Source organism: Pirellulales bacterium (genome assembly GCA_019694435.1).
Classification (GTDB): Bacteria; Planctomycetota; Planctomycetia; order Pirellulales; family JAEUIK01; genus JAIBBZ01.
Map to the genome: position 1 here is coordinate 69,826 of JAIBBZ010000019.1, position 15,292 is coordinate 85,117.

At 64.8% G+C, this 15,292-nt stretch carries 15 protein-coding genes; 2 read left to right on the forward strand and 13 right to left on the reverse strand.

The window, feature by feature from the left end; genetic code table 11:
- Nucleotides 1-30: 30 nt before the first annotated feature.
- Nucleotides 31-1,695, forward strand: coding sequence for an AarF/ABC1/UbiB kinase family protein (locus tag K1X74_14790; GenBank protein MBX7167594.1), 1,665 nt, complete (start codon nucleotides 31-33; stop codon nucleotides 1,693-1,695).
- A gap of 47 nt (nucleotides 1,696-1,742) precedes the next feature.
- Here K1X74_14790 and K1X74_14795 read toward each other — a convergent pair whose 3' ends face one another.
- Complete coding sequence (locus tag K1X74_14795; protein MBX7167595.1) at nucleotides 1,743-1,913, reverse strand: hypothetical protein; 171 nt, start codon at nucleotides 1,911-1,913, stop codon at nucleotides 1,743-1,745.
- 536 nt (nucleotides 1,914-2,449) lie between these two features.
- Between K1X74_14795 and rpsU the strand changes: the two genes are divergently transcribed.
- A complete protein-coding gene (gene rpsU, locus K1X74_14800; protein ID MBX7167596.1) occupies nucleotides 2,450-2,644 on the forward strand; it encodes a 30S ribosomal protein S21 in 195 nt (64 codons plus the stop codon).
- 83 nt (nucleotides 2,645-2,727) lie between these two features.
- Here the strand turns inward: rpsU and K1X74_14805 are convergent, their stop codons facing one another.
- The 12 genes from K1X74_14805 to K1X74_14860 all read right to left on the reverse strand — a co-directional run bounded on the left by K1X74_14805 (nucleotide 2,728) and on the right by K1X74_14860 (nucleotide 15,291).
- A complete protein-coding gene (locus tag K1X74_14805) occupies nucleotides 2,728-3,924 on the reverse strand; it encodes a type II secretion system F family protein (GenBank protein ID MBX7167597.1) in 1,197 nt (398 codons plus the stop codon).
- Nucleotides 3,925-3,950: 26 nt separating this feature from the next.
- Nucleotides 3,951-5,690: a Flp pilus assembly complex ATPase component TadA gene (gene tadA, locus K1X74_14810; protein ID MBX7167598.1), complete on the reverse strand. Its 1,740-nt coding sequence runs from the start codon at nucleotides 5,688-5,690 to the stop codon at nucleotides 3,951-3,953.
- 2 nt (nucleotides 5,691-5,692) lie between these two features.
- A complete protein-coding gene (locus K1X74_14815; protein ID MBX7167599.1) occupies nucleotides 5,693-6,019 on the reverse strand; it encodes an STAS domain-containing protein in 327 nt (108 codons plus the stop codon).
- 6 nt (nucleotides 6,020-6,025) lie between these two features.
- Nucleotides 6,026-6,412 carry a response regulator gene (locus K1X74_14820; GenBank protein MBX7167600.1) on the reverse strand — a complete coding sequence of 129 codons (387 nt, stop codon included), beginning with the start codon at nucleotides 6,410-6,412 and terminating at the stop codon, nucleotides 6,026-6,028.
- Nucleotides 6,413-6,469: 57 nt separating this feature from the next.
- Nucleotides 6,470-7,951, reverse strand: a complete 1,482-nt coding sequence (locus tag K1X74_14825; GenBank protein MBX7167601.1) for a cell wall metabolism sensor histidine kinase WalK — start codon at nucleotides 7,949-7,951, stop codon at nucleotides 6,470-6,472.
- Nucleotides 7,952-8,098: 147 nt separating this feature from the next.
- Nucleotides 8,099-9,031: a tetratricopeptide repeat protein gene (locus tag K1X74_14830; GenBank protein MBX7167602.1), complete on the reverse strand. Its 933-nt coding sequence runs from the start codon at nucleotides 9,029-9,031 to the stop codon at nucleotides 8,099-8,101.
- The gene (locus K1X74_14835; GenBank protein ID MBX7167603.1) at nucleotides 9,031-11,445 is read right to left on the reverse strand and encodes a hypothetical protein; all 2,415 of its coding nucleotides are present in this window, start codon (nucleotides 11,443-11,445) and stop codon (nucleotides 9,031-9,033) included. The genes K1X74_14830 and K1X74_14835 overlap by 1 nt, the downstream gene beginning before the upstream one ends.
- Nucleotides 11,446-11,491: 46 nt before the next feature.
- Nucleotides 11,492-12,139: a general secretion pathway protein GspB gene (locus tag K1X74_14840; GenBank protein ID MBX7167604.1), complete on the reverse strand. Its 648-nt coding sequence runs from the start codon at nucleotides 12,137-12,139 to the stop codon at nucleotides 11,492-11,494.
- An 81-nt stretch (nucleotides 12,140-12,220) separates the two neighbouring features.
- On the reverse strand, nucleotides 12,221-12,790 hold the full coding sequence (locus K1X74_14845) for a type 4a pilus biogenesis protein PilO (GenBank protein MBX7167605.1): 570 nt from the start codon (nucleotides 12,788-12,790) through the stop codon (nucleotides 12,221-12,223).
- Complete coding sequence (locus K1X74_14850; protein MBX7167606.1) at nucleotides 12,787-13,527, reverse strand: hypothetical protein; 741 nt, start codon at nucleotides 13,525-13,527, stop codon at nucleotides 12,787-12,789. The genes K1X74_14845 and K1X74_14850 overlap by 4 nt, the downstream gene beginning before the upstream one ends.
- A 39-nt stretch (nucleotides 13,528-13,566) precedes the next feature.
- Nucleotides 13,567-14,622, reverse strand: coding sequence for a type IV pilus assembly protein PilM (pilM, locus tag K1X74_14855; GenBank protein MBX7167607.1), 1,056 nt, complete (start codon nucleotides 14,620-14,622; stop codon nucleotides 13,567-13,569).
- A 75-nt stretch (nucleotides 14,623-14,697) separates the two neighbouring features.
- On the reverse strand, nucleotides 14,698-15,291 hold the full coding sequence (locus K1X74_14860; protein MBX7167608.1) for a GspH/FimT family pseudopilin: 594 nt from the start codon (nucleotides 15,289-15,291) through the stop codon (nucleotides 14,698-14,700).
- Between the last annotated feature and the right edge of the window lies 1 nt (nucleotide 15,292).

A 15,292-nucleotide genomic window follows, 5' to 3' on the forward strand; every position in this document is an offset into this window, starting at 1 on the left:
GTGGAGTCGACCCCGGCCCGGCAACGCGCCATGAAGCTCACCGCGATCCCGCAGCTGTACCGTCATTCGAACCGCGCGATCGAAGTCATCTCGGTCCTCAGCAAGTACGGCCTGGCCAATTGGCTCAGCCGGCTCGACTTCGAATTCGCCAAGTCGCTATTCAAGGCTCCCGACGGCGAGGCCCTGGCTCGCAAGAGTCCGGAAGTGCGCTTGCGACTGGCGCTCACCGAGCTCGGGCCCACCTTCATCAAGCTGGGACAAGTGCTGAGCACGCGCGCCGACTTGGTCGGTGTGGCGGTCGCCGAAGAGTTACAGCGACTGCAGAGCGATACGCCCGCCGACGGACCCGAAGCGGTGCGGTCCACGATCGAGTCCGAACTGGGACGCCCGGTGGCAGAGTTGTTTCGCGAGTTCGACGACCGGCCGTTGGCCTCGGCCTCGATCGGGCAGGTGCACGCGGCGCGGCTGCACTCGGGCGAGGCCGTCGTGGTCAAGGTGCGGCATCCCGGCGTCGAGCACAAGATTCGCGTCGATCTGGAGATCCTGGCCGGCTTCGCCCAATGGGCCGAAAGCGTCGGCGAGCTGCGGGCCTATCGGCCGCGCGCGACGGTCAGCGAGTTTCAGCGCATTGTGTTGCGCGAGCTCGATTTTGGCCGCGAAGAACGCAATATGCAGCAGTTCGCCGCCGATTTTGCCGATGACCCGCGCATTCATATTCCCCGGTCGTACCCGGAGTTGTGCACAGCGCGGGTGCTGACAATGGAGCGGCTCGACGGCATCAAGCTGAACGACTCGGCGCGACTAGGCCAGGCCGGACTCGACCTCGTCGAGGTCGCACGGCGCGGGGCCGAGCTGTACATGACGATGATTTTTGCGCACGGCTTCTACCACGCCGATCCGCATCCCGGCAACTTGCTGCTGCTGCCGGGCAACGTGATCGGCTTGCTCGACTACGGCATGGTGGGCCGCATCGACGAGCAGTTGCGCGAAGACATCGAAGAAATGGTGCTGGCCGTCGTCGCCGGCGATGCGGCGCAATTGACGTTGGTCATCACGCGCGTGGGCGAGGTGCCTGCCGCTTGCGACCGCTCGGCGCTGGCGGTCGACGTGGCCGACTTCGTGGCGTTTTACACGACCCAGCGGCTCGACGAATTCAATCTCAGCGGGGCGCTCAACGAACTCACTGAGATGATTCGCCGCTATCAAATCACCCTGCCGGCCCGGGTCGCGATGCTGCTCAAGGTGTTGGTCATGCTCGAGGGGACTTCGCGACTGCTGAGCCCGCAATTCAACCTGTTGGAAGTGATGCGGCCCCACCAGCGCGAGATGCTGTGGCGGCGAATGTCGCCCGTGCGCCGGGTGCGAAAACTGCGGCGCATTTATCGCGAGTTCGAGCATCTGGTTGAAGTGCTGCCCCGGGGCATCCACGAGATCATGGACCAGGTGCAAAGTGGGAAGTTCGACGTGCACCTGGACCATCGCGGCCTGGCCCCCAGTGTCAATCGGCTGGTGTTCGGCATGATCACCAGCGCCTTGTTTCTCGGCTCGGCCTTGATGCTGAGCCAAAGGGTCCCGCCGCTGGTCGCCGACACTTCGGTGTTGGGGGCCGCGGGTGTGACTTTGAGCCTGATCCTGGCGCTGCGGCTGCTGCGGGCGATCAACAAGTCGGGCCACCTCGAGCGGCGCAACAAGTAGCAGACCGTTGCACCGTGATGCGCCCGATCGCACCGGGCGAGCAGGGCTTACGCCGCCCGCTGCTCGGGCAGGATTTCGCTCGCGGCCGGCGCGACCAGCGGGGCCGCGGCATCGGCCAGGGCACGCTCGATTCGGCGATTCAGCTCGTCGAGCTGAGCGAGCAGTTCGTCCTGTCGAGTTTCGATCTCGGCAGGCGTGATCGTGCGCAGGTCGGTCATGGGCGAGTTGAAAGGGCCAGCGGAATCTGGCGCCCCTTGATAGCAAGCGACGTGGACGCCTGGGGAACGATCGGCCAACGCAGTCGCCCCGAGTGAGCCGGGCGCCGGTGCTCCCTTCGAGTCTGCCCAACCCGTGCGACAACGGCGGCCGCTACGACACGCGCCGGCCGTTGCGCTGCCGTAACCGTTTCGGCGATCTGCCTAAATTGAACGGTGTGGGAGGAGTTTTCCGCAGTTCACCCAGCAGGTTGCGCCGCGCGACGACGCAGCCCTGGCCAGGGCCAGGCGTCGTGGAATTCGCGGTAAGAATGCAATCTGCGCCGGTTATTCGTCGATACTGAGCGGTACGGCTGGGACTCCGCCCGGTCTGTCGGCCAGGATGCCATAGTGCCCGGTCGCCCTATCTCATGTGGCCACAAGGAAATCCGAGGTCTGGCAAAAGCCAAGACGGTATTTACAAACGACGCAAGTTCCGCTAGCTTACGTGGTTCCAACGCTGCACTGGCAGCCGGTCTACCACCCCGAAAGGAGGTTATGTGGTCAAGTTGAAGGTTCGCGACCGCGAATCGATCCAAGAAGCGGTCCGCCGATTCCGTAAGCTCGTTGAGCGTGCCGGGATCAAGAAGGAAATGCGTCGCAAAGAGTTCTACGAAAAGCCGAGCGAAACCCGCCGCCGCGCCCGCCTGCGCGCCGAGCGTCGTGCTCGCCGCGGACGCAAGCCCGGGGCCTGATCGACGCGGGGGTTGCGCAATCGGCCCCCCGATTTTTCCGGTGGCGTTTCGCGCGGGATGCCGCCGAGCGCCTCTGGGGCGTCTTAGTGGGTCATGTGGCTAAGCGAGAAGATCGGCAGCAGCAGCGACATCGCGATGCCGCCGACGACGACGCCCATGACGCCGATCATTGCCGGTTCGATGATGCTGGTCATTGCTTTGACCGCTTGTTCGACCTCGTGCTCGTAGTAGTCGCTGACGCGCGCCAGCACCTCATCGATCTTTCCGGTCTCTTCACCCGCAGCGATCATCTGCACCAACGTTGCCGGCAGTAACGGGTTGCCGGCCAGCGCGTCGTGCACTTGCTTGCCCTCGGTGACTGCCTCGGCTACTTCGAGCCATAGCCGGCGATAGTAGACGTTTGCCGAGACGCGGCTGCACAGGTCGAGCGCCTGCAGCATCGGCACTCCACCGGCGAGCATCGCCCCGAGGGTGCGGATGCTCCGTCCGATCACCACTTTGCGCTGCATCTTCCCCAGCACCGGTACGTTGATCTTGCACCAGTCCCAGAGGTCGCGGCCAAGTGGAGTGCGTTTGCCCCATACGAAGCAGAAGACCAGTCCCGCGGCGCCCAGGATGGCGATGTACCAGTAGTCGGTGAGGAAGTGCGAGATGGCCAGCATGCAGCGCGTGGGCTTCGGCAGCGCGGTCCCGCGGCGCTCGAACAAGGGGGCGAACTTGGGAAATACCCAGGTGAGCAGGAAAATGACGATGTTGATCGACATCACGAGCATGACCGCCGGATAGGCCAGCGCCGCGCGGACCTTGTGGATCGTCTCCAGCTCCTTGCGCATGTAGGTGGCGATCCGGTCGAGCATTTCGCCGAGGGTGCCCGTCGATTCGCTGGCCCGGATCAGCGAAACGTAGGTCTCGTCGAAATAGCGGGGATGCCGGGCCAAGGCCGCGGAAAAATCTTCGCCGGACTCGACCGATTCGCGCAATTGCTCGAGCACCCGCTTCCAGGTGGCGTTTTGCTCGACTTGGGCGATGCTGCCGAGGGCCGAAGAGAGCGTGATGCCGGTGTCGACCATCAGGCTCAACTGGCTGGTCGTATAGATGATGTCCTGGCGGCGCACCCAAGGGGCGATCGTAAAATTGAGCCCCTGGCCTGCCTCGGCCAAATCGATCACGGCCAGCCCGTCACGGCGGAGATGTTGGCCGGCTTCGTCAAGGTTTGCCGCGTCGATGTCCCCTTCGAGGACATTGCCGAGCGAGTCGCGAGCGCGATAGTGGTAGGTCATGGCCCTGGTTCCTCAGCCGCCGGCGTCTAGTCCGGCTGCAATGCGGCCGAGCACGCGCCGCTGCCTGCCGCTTGCAGAATCTCGGACACCGTGGTCATGCCTTCGCGCACTTTGCTGAAGCCGTCGTGGCGGAGCGTGATCATGCCGTGCTTGATGGCCAACTCGCGGATCAACGTGAGCGAGGGATTCGCGGTGATCGCGTCGCGGAGTTCGTCGGTGATGATCAACAACTCGTGAATGCCGACGCGCCCGCTGAACCCCGTGTTCCGGCAGCGGCGGCAGCCGACGCCCTTGTAGAACTCATCGATCTCCCAGCCCATGCGTTCGATCGCCCGACGCAAGGTGCGCGGCGGGTCGTATTTCTGGCGGCATTTCGGGCAGATTCTGCGCACCAGCCGCTGTGCCAGCACCATGTTCAGCGCCGCGCCGATCAGGTACGGCTCGATCCCCATGTTGATCAGCCGGGTGATCGCCGCGCAAGCGTCGTTCGTATGCAAGGTGCTGAACACCAGATGCCCGGTGAGCGCGGCCTGAATGGCCGTGCGCGCGGTTTCCTCGTCGCGCACCTCGCCGACCATGATCACGTCGGGGTCCTGCCGCAACAGGGTGCGCAGCGCCTTCGAAAACGTGAGGCCCACGCGCTCCTGCACCTGGAACTGGTTGATCAGGGGCATGTGGTATTCGATCGGGTCTTCGACCGTGCAGATGTTGTTCTCCATCGACGAGATGGCGTTGAGGCAGGCATACAGCGTCGTCGACTTGCCGCTCCCCGTGGGGCCCGTGACCAGCACGATGCCATTGGGCGCCGCGATCTGCTCGCGCAGCGGGTGGAGAATGTCTTCGGCGAACCCCAGGTCTTCGAGGTTCAGCGAAACGGCGCGGGTATCGAGCACGCGGATCGCGGTTTTCTCGCCCCGGGCCATGGGAAAGGTGCTGACGCGCAGGTCGATCGGTCGCCCTTCGAGCAACACGTGCACGCGGCCGTCCTGGGGCAGCCGGCGCTCGCTGATGTCGAGCGAGGCCATGATCTTAATGCGGCTCGTAATCGGCGCCAGCAAGTGAAGCGGCACCTCGAGCGACTTGTAAAGCCGGCCGTCGATCCGGAAACGTACCCGCACGCAGCGGTCGGCCGGTTCGACGTGGATGTCGCTGGCGCCCTCCTTGACGGCGTTGTAGATCATGTAGTTGACCAGCCGGATGACCGGCGACTGCCCGGCGATTTCTTCGACTTCGCCGATGTCGTCGATGGCGCTTTCGATCAGCGTCAGGTCGGCCTTGGCCGAATCCTCGATGATGTCGTCGATGACGAACACCTTCGAGTCGGGCAGGCTCGTTTGCACCATCCGCCGCAGGTCCTTGGTCGAGGCCGCGACGATCTGCACGCGGAGTTGCGCGTGAGCGCGGATCTCATCGATCAGGAACAGGTTGCTCGGCTCGGCCATGGCCACGGTGAGCGTGCCACGCACCACGAACAACGGCAGCACCAGGTTCTTCTCGACGAACTCGCGGGGCAGCACGTCGAAGACCTTGGCGTCGCAGAGCCGCGCATCGAGCTTGGCGTACGGCACGCCGTAGCCGTACGCCAGGCACTCGGTCACCTGGTCGTCGGTGCACAGCCCCATTTCCACCAGGACTTCGCCGAGCAGGCTGTCGCGCGCACCTTCTCGCTGCCGCGCCAGGGCCATTTCGAGGCCTTCGCGCGAAAGGTAGCCACGGGAGATCAAATGATCGCCCAGCCGCATGCGGGTGTCGGTCGGAGCGCTCATGGTCAGCGGAAACTCTTTACGGCGTCGATCACGGTCTCGAAAATCTCGAGCTGCTGATCGAGCCGAGTCAGTTCGAAGATCTTTCGCGTCGTCGGATTGCGGGTGGCGATCTTCAGATCGCCGCCGTGGTCATGGGCTGCGTCGTAAACGTCGAGCAGGGCCGTCAAGCCGCCGCTGTCGACCGTTTCCGTCTGGTCCATGTCGAGCACGATCGACCGGCGGTCGAGCGTCGACATGAACGCTGTGAAATCGTCGGCCTGATCGCGCCCGAGTTCTTCGGGCGTGTGGACGACGACCACGTGATCGAAAGTTTCGGTCGGCAGGTTCATCGGCGCTTACTCCACGGCCACGCCGGCCGGACGCAGAATCTCGTTGCAAACCTTGAGCAGCTCGCGGGGGCTGAACGGCTTGTCGATCAGCTCGCGCACGCCGTATTTTTCGGCCAACGCGTCGGCGGCGATCTCGAAGCCCTTGGCCGTGAGCATGATGATCGGCAGCTGGCGCGTGGCGGGGTTCTCGCGGATGCGCCGGCACAGTCCGAACCCGTCGAGCCGCGGCATCTGGCAGTCGGTCACCACCAGGTCGGGCAGTTGCTGCAAGATCGAGGCCCAGGCCTCTTCGCCATCGCCGGCGCAGACCACGTCATAGCCGGCACGTTGCAATTTGAACTCGGCCGCACGCAAGATGTGCACTTCGTCGTCGGTCAACAGAATACGGGGCATGTGTTCGTCCTTCGGAATCATGATTGCGAGGCGCTGGTGGACCAGCGCAGTGGTGTGCTAGTTCATCTGGCCGGCAGCGGGCAACGTCACACGGAACGTGCTGCCCGCTCCCAACTTGCTCGTCACGCTGAGGCTGCCCTGGTGGACGTCCTCGACGATGTGTTTAGCCAAGGGCAGGCCCAGGCCGGTGCCGGGCGCCATCTTGGTGTCCTTCTCGACGCGGTAGAATTTTTCGAACACCTTGCGGCAGTCCTCCTCGGACAGGCCGACGCCGGTGTCTTCGACCTCGAACAGCACTTCCTTGTCGGCCATGCGGCTCCGCAAGGTGACGCGGCCCTGCTCGGGCGTGTACTTGATCGCGTTCGACAGCAAGTTGATCGCGGCCTGCAGCAGCATGTCGCGGTCGGCGAGCACGCCGAGATAGAGCGGGCTCAGGTCAGCCACGAGCTCGATCTGCTTACGCTCGGCGGCGGGCTGCACCACGTCGAACGCCTCTTGCAGCAGCTCGTTGAGCGAACGTTGCTGCTTTTTCACCTGGACGACGCCGGCCTCGATGCGGGCCAGGTTGAGCAGGTTGTCGATCAGCCGCTGCAGCCGATCGGCCTGACCGTTGATGACGGTCAGGAATTCCTCGCGCGTTTCCTGGTCTTCGACGTCGCCGTCGGCGAGCAGCTCGACGTAGGCCTTGATGCCTGCCAGGGGGGCCTTCATCTCGTGGCTGGCCGCCGAGACGAACTCGGCATTGCGCTTTTGCGCGGCCTTCTGGTTGCTGATGTCGCGCAACACGGCGACGGCTCCTTGCGAGCCGGCATCGTCGCCTTCGTCGACGAGCAAATTGCTGGCTGCGACGCTGAACCAGCGTCGCGTCCCCTCCGCATCGGCTAGTTCGATCTCGTCGGTCCGCGTCGTGGCGGTCTTGCGCCGGCCCGTATCGCACAGCAGCTCGACGAGCCGCTCGCATTGCACCAGCCGCGCCAGGGCCCGCTGCTGGCTGGTTTCGATGTCGACGCCCAGCAACTCGGCGGCGCTGGCGTTGGCCAATTGCACGTCGTTGTAGCGGTCGATGACCAGGACCGGCTCGGGCAGGCGGCTGAGAATCTCGCGCACGCGTTGGGCCTCGGCCGTCTGGCGGCGGCAGCGAATGTCGAGTGCCGAGCGCGCGTGTTCGACGCTTGCCAGCCGCGCGCCGAGTTCGGCAAACGCGCCGCTCAGCCGGCTCAAGGGCGCGGCGAGCGGATGGTTGGCCGAAACCGGCACGGCCAATCGTTCCGCGTCGCCCTGCGCGGCGTCGCGATAATCGAGCTGGCTCAGGCAGTCGAGATAGCGCGCCAGCCCCTGCTCTGACTCATGCAGTTGGTACCGGAACGCGGCCACGCTCAATCCAGCAAACACCGCGCCGGCCACGGCGACGACAGCGCGAGCCAGCGGCGTATCGAGCGGCAGCACGAAACCAGTCAGCCACGCGGCCAGCGCCGTAGCGCTAACCGCGCAAGCCAGCATGCTGGCGGCGAAGCCGAGTTGGGCACTAGTGCGGTTCATGGAAATCGTCGGACGCTGCGCGGAATCATCAGGCAGGCGGGGTGGTGGGATGTCGTCCGAGCGAACTCCGTCGGGCCGTGTGCGGCGACGAGAGCGTCGAACCAACTATCCCAGGCGGGCGATGCCAGCAGTTCGCTGACGCCGGATTCAGCGCGACACGGCAAAGCGGCGATCGCGTCGTGCGGCTTCGCGGAACTCCCGCTCGGCCGCCGCGTGGTCTCCTGACTTTGCCAGCGTTGAACCCAGTAAAAAGTAGGACAGTGCGCGGGTATTGTCCAAAGAAAGTGCTTGCTGCAGCGAGACTTGGGCCGCGCTCAGTTCCCCCCGACGATAGTAGACTAACCCCAACAACTCATGCAGGCGGGCCTGTTCGGCATGCCGCGCGGTCGCGGCCTGAAGGTAGTCGCGCGCCAGGCCCGTTTGGCCGGCTCGTAGGGCTTCCACGGCCACGGAGATCGGAATTTGCGGGTCGTCGGGCGCCGCTTCGATGGCCCGATCGAACGCCGCTCGCGCAGCGTCGACCTGCGCGAGCGATAACAGCCGCGCGCCTTCGGCAACATCGTGCGAAAGCGCACGGCCGATAGATCCGGTAACAGGTGTGGATTGCTCATAACCGGCCGGCGAAACGCCGGTTGCCGCGGGCGGAGCGTCGCTCGCGGCGTCAGAAACAAGGGCCGCCAGCCGCTGTGCGGAAGCGTTGTCGGGCTCGCGATCGAGCACGAATTGCACGTGCGACATCGCGGCGTCGGCTTGCCCCTGCTCGAGCAGCACCTCGGCCAGCATCAATCGCCCGGCCAGGTGCTCGGGGTCGCGCTCGAGCAGCGCGATCAGTTCACGGCGGCAGCCGTCCCAATCGCGCTCGGCACGGCGACCGATGGCCGCTTGGAATTGCGCGTCGTTGCGCCGCTGCTCGAATTCGGTGATTGCATCCTCGCGTCGTGCCTCGCGTTCGGGGGCGACGTCGGGGATCTTGCTCTGCAAGGCCTTGGGCAACTGGCAGCCCGCCGACGCCGGCAGCAGCATGCCCAGGCCGATGGCCAACACGACCGGCAGCGGGACTGCGCGTCGCGCCGTGAGCATCACGGGAATTCCCTGTTGCCCGGTACAATCGGGCGCACCGACCCCGGCTGACCTGGGTCGCGCGGATGCAGCGGGACAAATTGGGGCGGCCCCTGTTCAAGTTCGTCGAGCAGGCGGGGATCGATCGTGGCGCCGTCGAGAGCCTCGGGGCCGAACACGGGGCCAGTGCCCGGGGCGTCGCCCGGTTCGGGCAATTCGCCCGGGGCCGCGGTGATGGTTTCGGCGTCTGGCGGCAACCCGTCGAGCATGCGTGCCGAGCCGTGGTGTTCGCCGTTGTAGCGCCCGGCGGCCAAATCGTTCTGCAGGTCGATCGCGGCGCGGTTCGACGGATCGAACCGTACGGCCAGATCGATGTGTTGCATGGCTTTGGCGACGTCGCCTTCGGCCAGGGCCGTCTGCGCCTTGCGCAGGTATTTGCGGCCCAGGTAGTCGCGCCCCAGCGGATTGCCGGCATCGAGTTGGGCACGCTGGCGGCGGTGGAATTCGCTGGCACCCTTTTCGCCTTCGGCGGCCAGTTCCGTGTCGTAAACGATATGCGGCGTGACGAGCACGAGAATCTCGCGGCGTTCGACGGTTTCTTCACGTTGGCGAAACAGGAAGCCCACGGCGGGCAGGCTGCCCAGCAGCGGCACCTGCGTGGTATTCACCGTTAGGTCTTCGCGCATCAAACCGCCGATCACGACAGTGCAGCCGTCGCGCACCATGATGTTCGAGGTGACCTGAGTCAATTCCTTGTCGGGCAAGGTGAAGCCGTCCTGAATGCGCACCGAACCCGTGGACAGCTCCGGGTGCACTTCCATGCGAATCGTGCCATCGGTCGATACGAAGGGGCGAATTTTCAATTGCGCGCCGACCTCGAGGAATTCGACCGTCTGCGCCGTCGAGGTCTCCGTGACCGTCGTGCTCACATAACCCAGCTTGGCACCGATCAGGATTTCGGCGCGCTGTTTATTCAAACACATCAGCCGCGGCGAAGCGATGACGTCGGTGTCGCCGATCGTTTCGAGCGCCGTGATGAACGAACCCAGGCTTTCGTCGAGAAAGGCAAACGCCAGGCCGCCGTTCGGCAGGAAGATGTTGCCCGAGCCGCCGGCGGTGTCGAACCCGTTGGGATTGATCGGTGCCGCCGACGTCGTCGTTTGGTTCGGGGAGATCGTGTCGGGAACCGTGCCTGTCGCCAGGCGTACGTGTTTGTTTTGCAGCAGGAAGTTCCAGTTGACGCCAAACGCGTTCTCGTCGCTAAGCGTGACGCTCAGGATCATGGCTTCGATGGCAACTTGCAGGGGTCGCTGATCGATCTCGGCGACGATCTGTTCCATTTCCTGCAAGACGCTCTCGTAATCCTGCACAACGACGCAATCGGGCGAAGCGAGCGTATTGCCGCCGGCCTGGTCGGCATCGCTGGCGATGCCCTGCTCGGCCGCGGTGGTCACGCTGATCTTGCCCAGCGGCAGCGTCAACAGCGGAGTCAGCAACTGCTGCAGATCGGCGGCCGAGACGTAATTCGGTCGAAACAGACGCACGCCGATGCGATCGAACGACTGGTTCAGGGTTTGAAAATCTTCGGAGGTGCCTACGTAGTAGAAATTGCCTTGCGGCCGCACGATCAGTCCATTGGTCTTGCAGATGGCGTCGAGCGCCGTCTTCAGCTCGACGTCGTTGAGGGTGACCGACACGGTGCCGGAGACGTTCTTTGTGGGCAGGATGTTCCAGTTCCCGTGCGCGGCGATCATCTCCAGCACGACGTGGATGTCTTCGTTCTGCACGCTGATCGAGTAGCGTTCCTGACCGTCCGGGCCTGGCTGGGCCAGGTCGATGTGCGAGCGTGGCGCGACCGAGCTGCCGCCACCGCCGCTGGGCGCAGGCGCCGGCATTTCCTCCTGTTGATCCGCCGTCGGAGCCGTGGATGGGGCGTCCTCGCCGACGGCCGGCCCCCCGGCGGCCGTCGGCGGTGCATCGGACTTTCCAGGCAGGTTTTCGAGAAGCTTCTTGGTAATTTCCGCCTGCTGGGCGCTTTGATTGGTGATCGTCTTCATCGTCTCTTGGACGAAGTCGAGCATCGCGTCGGGGCTGCCTGTGGGCAGTTGCGGTAGCTGTTGCGTTACCGCCGGATTCGGCACCGCCAGCACGGGAGTGAGGTTCGCCGGCGCGGGCGCGGCTGCTATCGCGACGGATGCCGGCGCCTCCGGCGAAATTGACGCGATGGAAGGCGACGGCAGGTTGGTCGTGGGTGTCGAAGGCGCCGTGACAGCTTCGCGCAGCGCCGGACGCGCAATGGCTGCCAGGGGGAGATGCTGGGAGCGTGGATGCATCGACCGAGCGTGTTGCGGCGCTTGGCCCGCAAGGTGGCAGGCCAGCGCAATGCCCGCGGTGCCGCAGGTTACCAGCAACAGCGCGCGGAGCAGTGAGTGCATGGGGTCTTCCGTGACGCCTGGCGCAAGTTCAATTTGGTGCGAGCGCTCAGCCCGCCGGTGGATCGGTCAGTTCTTCGCGGGTGCGCATTTTCTCGGCCGCGGAGGGTTGCATCTTGATCTTGACCACGGTGCCGCGGCGATCGAGGAGCACGTACCGCGCGCCGATCTCGACGACGGTCCACAGCGAGTCGTCCTGCGCCAGGACGCGATCTCCCAAACGGTAGACGCGGCCGTTGATCGTCGCCGTGCGGCTGCCAGCACCGACAATCGTTCCACTCAGATACAGCCCGAGCGAATCAGGATCGTTCCCCGCGGTGGTTGCTGCCTGAAGGTCCAGGTCCACGACCGGCGCGGCAGGCTCTGCAACGGGCTTTGCAGGAACCGCAAACGGATCGCGTGCCAGAGACAACTCGGTCAGCGGACGCGACCAAGGACATTCGCGCATCGCGGCGGCCACGGCCTTCCAAGGGAAGGTCGGCTGGTCGTCCGTCGGAGCGGCGGTTTCGGTGGTGTTCGATAGTCCCATGGCGTTCGTCGACGAAGATGCCCCGAGTCCTCCGCGGCCGAGCCAGCCGCTGACGAGCGGTACCCAGAAGTAGAGTGCCACCGCCGCCAGCAGGCCGAGCATCAGCGCCTTGCGCGGATTGCGCTTCAGATCGCGGAGGCTGGCTTGCCACAATTCGGAAGATTTCACGCTAGCACGCTCGCCGTCCGGCACACCCAGCGGGGGTGCACGGTCCGGCTCCTCATGTATCGGCCGATCAACCGAGTCGACCTAATCGGATTTCGTGGATCGTTCGGCAAACACGACCAGCTTCAATTCACATTTTGTCTTTTGCCCAGCTTCGCGGCCGGCTTCGAGCTTCAAGTCGTCGACCCAGAACTTGCTGGGCAACGCTTCCAGGCTGCCGAGGAACGCGAACAGCTCGCTCAGGCTCCCGCTGCATTCCACATTCACGGGGATGCGGGCCAGCGACTTGTCGGTGGTGATCGCCGTCGCGGGTTCGAAGCGCTCCATGCTGGCGCCCGCCTGGCGCGCCAGCATCGGAATGCTTGCAAGCTCGTCCATCGCCGTCTCGAGCGGCATCAGCCTGCGGGGCTGCTCGTCGATGAATTTTTGAACTGCGGCGAGCTCCTGCTGGGTTGATTCCAGTTTTGCGCCCAGCTGTTGCGATTCGCGCGCCAGCAATTCGATCCCATCACGCTCGCGGCGCAGTTCGGCGATCTCGGTCTGCACCGGCAGGTAGACGTAGATGAAGTAGACGATCGTTACGACCACCAACGGGGCGGTGATGATCAGGCTGTTGCGATAATTCCATTTCAGCTCGCTGTAGTTGCGATTCATGGGTTACCTGCCTTGGCCAGCGGTGCATCCACGGTGACGGCAGGACCTCCTGGTATTCCCAGCCCTGGCCGGATTCGCAGCCGGACGCGGAAACGGGTCGTGCCTTCGGCATCGGTTTCCAGGGCCTGCATCTCGGCGCCGGCGATCAGTTGCGACTCGCGCACGCCCCGCAAATAGGCTTGCACTTCGGCGGCGCTGACGACCGTTCCTTCGATGATCAAACAGACCTGCATCGCGCCGCACTCTTTCTGCAGCGTGCGAAGATCATTGACCCATGGCGACTCCTCTACCTCCGGGGTGCCGGCCAGCGGGTCGACGGCCGGAAGCGCCGACTCCGCGGCGCTCGGCACAACGGCCTCGTGCACCATGTGCAAACTCGTGACCTGCATGTCCGCTGGCACCGGGGCCAGGGCCGCGGACAACAGTTGCGATTGCGGCCAGGGATGGTCGAGAAACGTCAGCAGTTGCGCTCGCGACTCGGCGGCGTGCAGACTTTCTTGCAACTTGCCGAGCTGATCCGACACCGCGCGCTGCGATTCGTAACGTTCATGGGCCGCTTGCAGCTCCCATTGCATCTGCCACCGGATGCTCCACTGATGCCCCGCCCCGACGACCAAGAGCGCCGTCGCCATCGATACGACGATGACGCGCCAAAGATTCAACGTCCGCTTGCGGTGCTGTTCGCGATACCGCGCCGGCAGGAAGTCGATTTCGAGTTGTGCGGTGGGCTGTGCCATGGTGGCCGCGGAAACGTGTTCAGTCGGATGTTGTTGCGGTTAATTCAAGGGGCGGAGGGCCAGCCCCGTGGCTACATCCCATTGCGTGCGCCGGCCGGTGCCGTGCGCATCGCCGACTTCGCGCCAGGGGTTGCCCAGCTCACAGGGGATCTCCAGCCGTCCGGACAGCGCTTCCAACAAGTTCGCGTCGGCTTCGCCGCCGCTCAGCATCACGCGATGGATCGGTTGGCCGCGAAACGTCACGCTGTAGTATCGGGCACACAGAGCCAACTCCTGGCCCAACTGGTCGAGCACCCGTCGCGTGGCGTCGCGGATGGCGCGGTCGATATCGGGATCGCAGTTTTCGGGGCGGGCATCGCCTTGTTGCCGGCGCAGCGCGGCTGCTTCGGCCAGGTCCATCTTCAGGTGCCGCGCGAGTGCCTCGTCGAAGTGGCACCCGGAGATGTCGAGGTACTTGATGAACATGGCCTTGCCGCCGCGCGAGATGATGACGACCGTGCTGGCCACGCCGATGTGCACGAGCATCAGGCAAATCTGCTGATCGCTCTCACGGCGAAATTGGCGGCTAAAGCAGCGGAGGATGGCGACCGGCTCGGCATCGACGGCCACCGGGCGCAGGCCGGCACGCTCGATCACGTTCAACGTGCCGTCGAGCACCGGGCGATGGCAGGCCAGCAGGATGACTTCGCGTTTGAGTTCGTCGCCCTGGCGGACATCCGCAGCTTCGAGGTAGCGCAGCTCGGCTTCGGCCAGTGGAAACGGCAACCGGCTCGCCGCCTCGTCTCGCACGGCAATGGCAAATTGCGAGGCCGCGACCTTCGGTACGCGAATGTTCTGCACGACCAATTGCCGGGTGCCGAGGCAGACCACGGCGTCGCGGCCGACAAAATTGTGCGACTGTCGGACTTGCTGCAGCGCCGCGACCAGGCCGGCCTCGACGTCGGCGGGAGCCGCGTCCGCCGGCAGGCGCAGCTCGGCGCGCGCCGCTTCGAGCAGCTTGCCGCGCGCGTCATCGAATTGCAGCAGCTTGACCGTTCGCGAGCCGAGATCGACTCCGATCGGTCCTACATGCTTGAATTTGGGAAACCCCACCATGGCGACACTCTTGGCAAAACGGTCAATTGAATCGGTGGCACGTACCTTCGAACCGGGGACCGACGGCTGGTCCTGTTATCCACCGCCGATCCCTGCGCCGGCGGGCGCGGTGCCGGTGATGTCGTCGATCGTGGTCAGGCCGGTCACGGGATTGACGCGAACGGCGACGTAGCGAGCGCTGGTTGCGCTACCGGTCTGCAACCAGACGACCGACTCGGCCGCCGCGGACGTGGCTCCCAGCGGCGTGAATTCAATCCAAGTCGAGGCCGTGCTTGTGCCGCCCAGCGTCACGCTCGCCAGTGCGGGCAAAGTAAAGCCGGAGTTCGGCAGCTTGCTCAGTTCGACGATGTGTTGGTCGGCCGGGTCGCTCGGCGAGCGGAACGCCCAATGCGGCAGCGTTTCCAGCGCGGGATTGGTGCCCGTGTGCTCAAGCACGTAGCGGTTCTGAGTGAGCTGGTACGTGACGCGGTAGGTGCTGCCATTGGCCACTGCCAGACTACGGGCCAGGGCCAGGTCGGACGCGACGGTCTCGGCGGTGCCCAGCAATTGCTGGCTGGCCGAGGGGGTCATGCTGGGGATCATCGTCCAGGCCAGAACGGCCACGAGCGTCACGACCACCAGCATCTCGGCGAGCGTGTATCCGCGTCGAATTTGTCGTGAGCAGGCCATG